Source organism: Helicobacter felistomachi (assembly GCF_030296895.1).
GTDB classification, from domain to species: Bacteria; Campylobacterota; Campylobacteria; order Campylobacterales; family Helicobacteraceae; genus Helicobacter; species Helicobacter felistomachi.
Genome location: NZ_AP028030.1, coordinates 1 through 1,835 on the forward strand (window position 1 = coordinate 1; position 1,835 = coordinate 1,835).

Consider the following 1,835-nt stretch of genomic DNA (forward strand, 5'->3'; position numbering starts at 1 on the left):
ACCTTAAAACCCACAGAAACCCCCTACACAAGGGCGTTACAAGCCCCTAAAAACCCAAGACAAAAAATCAAAGTTGTTGCCTATGTATCAAGTGAATATGAAAACCCCCCAAAAACCCCCATTTTTTGACCCCATTTTTTGGCTCTCATCAAACGACTTTTTAGCTAGGTGGAGTGGAGGATTTTTTTCACACAAGCAAGGATAAACTTTATTATAGATTTAATAGCAACTTATATAAGCACTAATAAATACTAATTAAATTTTATTATAATTTTAATAAATTTTAATTAACTATAACTAAGTATCTATTAATCTATATTTATTGACTTTTAAGAAACAATAAGCCTATAATTAAGTGCTTTTAAATCTTATTAAAGGTGTAATAAATGGCTAATAAAGCACAAAAAGACAACTCACAACAGATCCAAAATTCGCAAGAGCTCATGGCAAAAATGCAAGAATTGCATGAAATCCAAACTCAGTTAGAACAAGCGGGGGTCATGAACCTAGTGCATAAGTTCATGGCAATCAAGGAGCAACTTAACACGCTTTTTGAGAAACCCAAACGCATTAGACGCACCAAAGCCCAAATGCAAGAGGCAAGAGCACAAGAGGCTCGGGAGCAAGAAGCAAGGGAGCAAGAAGCCAAAGAACAAGCCCAAAAACCTAGAGGAAGAAAGCCTAGAAGTGGATATTCAAGAACGCAGTAGGTTGGGGGCGTGTCGTGTGCGTTCATGTGGGTTTGTTTTACTTGCCACGCTTTAAAGTCTTTGGCTTTAGTTCGGTTACTGAGCGTGGCAAGTGCAAAGGAGAGAGAAAACCTTCACTTCACTTAGCACAGAGTGATGTCCGTAAAAATGCTAAAAGCCCTATTTTGGGGGGTTTGGGGATTTTGAGTAATGATACTATCATTCAAACAGCAATGATAAAATCATTCAAACGAAAATGATATTATCATTCAAGTAGCAATGATATTATCATTAACCCCGTAGGGCAAACTTTCCGCAATGAGCTTTGCGAATGTCCTACGAAGTGGGGCGGCTAGTTTGCAAATTAACCACCCTTGAAAGGGACACGGCGCAAGCTTGTTTGGTTAATTTGCTACTCATACGCCGTGGGGGCTAGGTGCTAGGTGTGAGCTTTGGCTAGGTGAAGTAAAGGATTTCTCTCTCTCATTGCTTTTCTGTGCGCTCAAGGCCATAAGCTTGCCCGCTCCATTTGTAAATTTCTTGTTCTAAGAGCTCCCACAAAGTCGGGTCTAGTTCATCGGGGGGCAAGGGGTCGTATTCTTTCAACAAACCGCCTAGGTTGTATTGCCTTAGCCCTTTGGCTTGGGTGTCAAGGGTTTCAAACTGATCTGTGTTGAGCTTGGCTATCTTGGTGGGCTTGACAAGATACTTCACCACTTCACAAAGGGCAGACACCAAAGCGGGGTCTAGGTTGTTCGTGGCTTTTATACCGCTCTTGCGCTCTATAACGCTTGTGAGGCTCTCTGTTCGCTTAGGCTTAGGTCTTATGCCCCTAATGTCAACAATGGGCTTGTAATCAATCCTCAACGCTTTCTGCCACATTGCTACCCATTCGGCTTGGGGGATATAGCCCTTACTGAAGTAGCTTGGGGGGACAACTAGCAAGCTGTGGTAATGCAGATGACATTCACCATCGGGGGTCTTGTCGCCTATAAACTCAATGGCACGGATATAGCCCAAAACCGCCTTTCTAAAGCTCTTGGTTTGGATAAACCGCCGCCACGACACTGACATGTGGGCTGACAAGGCTCGTAGCTCACTCAAGGGGGCGTTGCGTGTGGTAAGGGTGAGAAAGACATAAGCCAC

General features: G+C 43.0%; 2 protein-coding genes. One reads left to right on the forward strand and one right to left on the reverse strand.

The window, feature by feature from the left end; translation table 11 throughout:
- Positions 1-386 precede the first annotated feature (386 nt).
- Positions 387-710 (forward strand): hypothetical protein, encoded by a 324-nt coding sequence (locus tag QUE23_RS09885; RefSeq protein WP_286349589.1) that lies wholly within the window; start codon positions 387-389, stop codon positions 708-710.
- Positions 711-1,172: 462 nt separating this feature from the next.
- On the opposite strand, the gene QUE23_RS09890 is transcribed toward QUE23_RS09885, so the two are convergent.
- Positions 1,173-1,835, reverse strand: a complete 663-nt coding sequence (locus QUE23_RS09890; RefSeq protein WP_286349588.1) for a protein rep — start codon at positions 1,833-1,835, stop codon at positions 1,173-1,175.

Excerpts from the sequence above, each read along its gene's own strand:
- QUE23_RS09885 (WP_286349589.1), top strand. The coding sequence starts at position 387 with ATGGCTAATAAAGCACAAAAAGACAACTCACAACAGATCCAAAATTCG.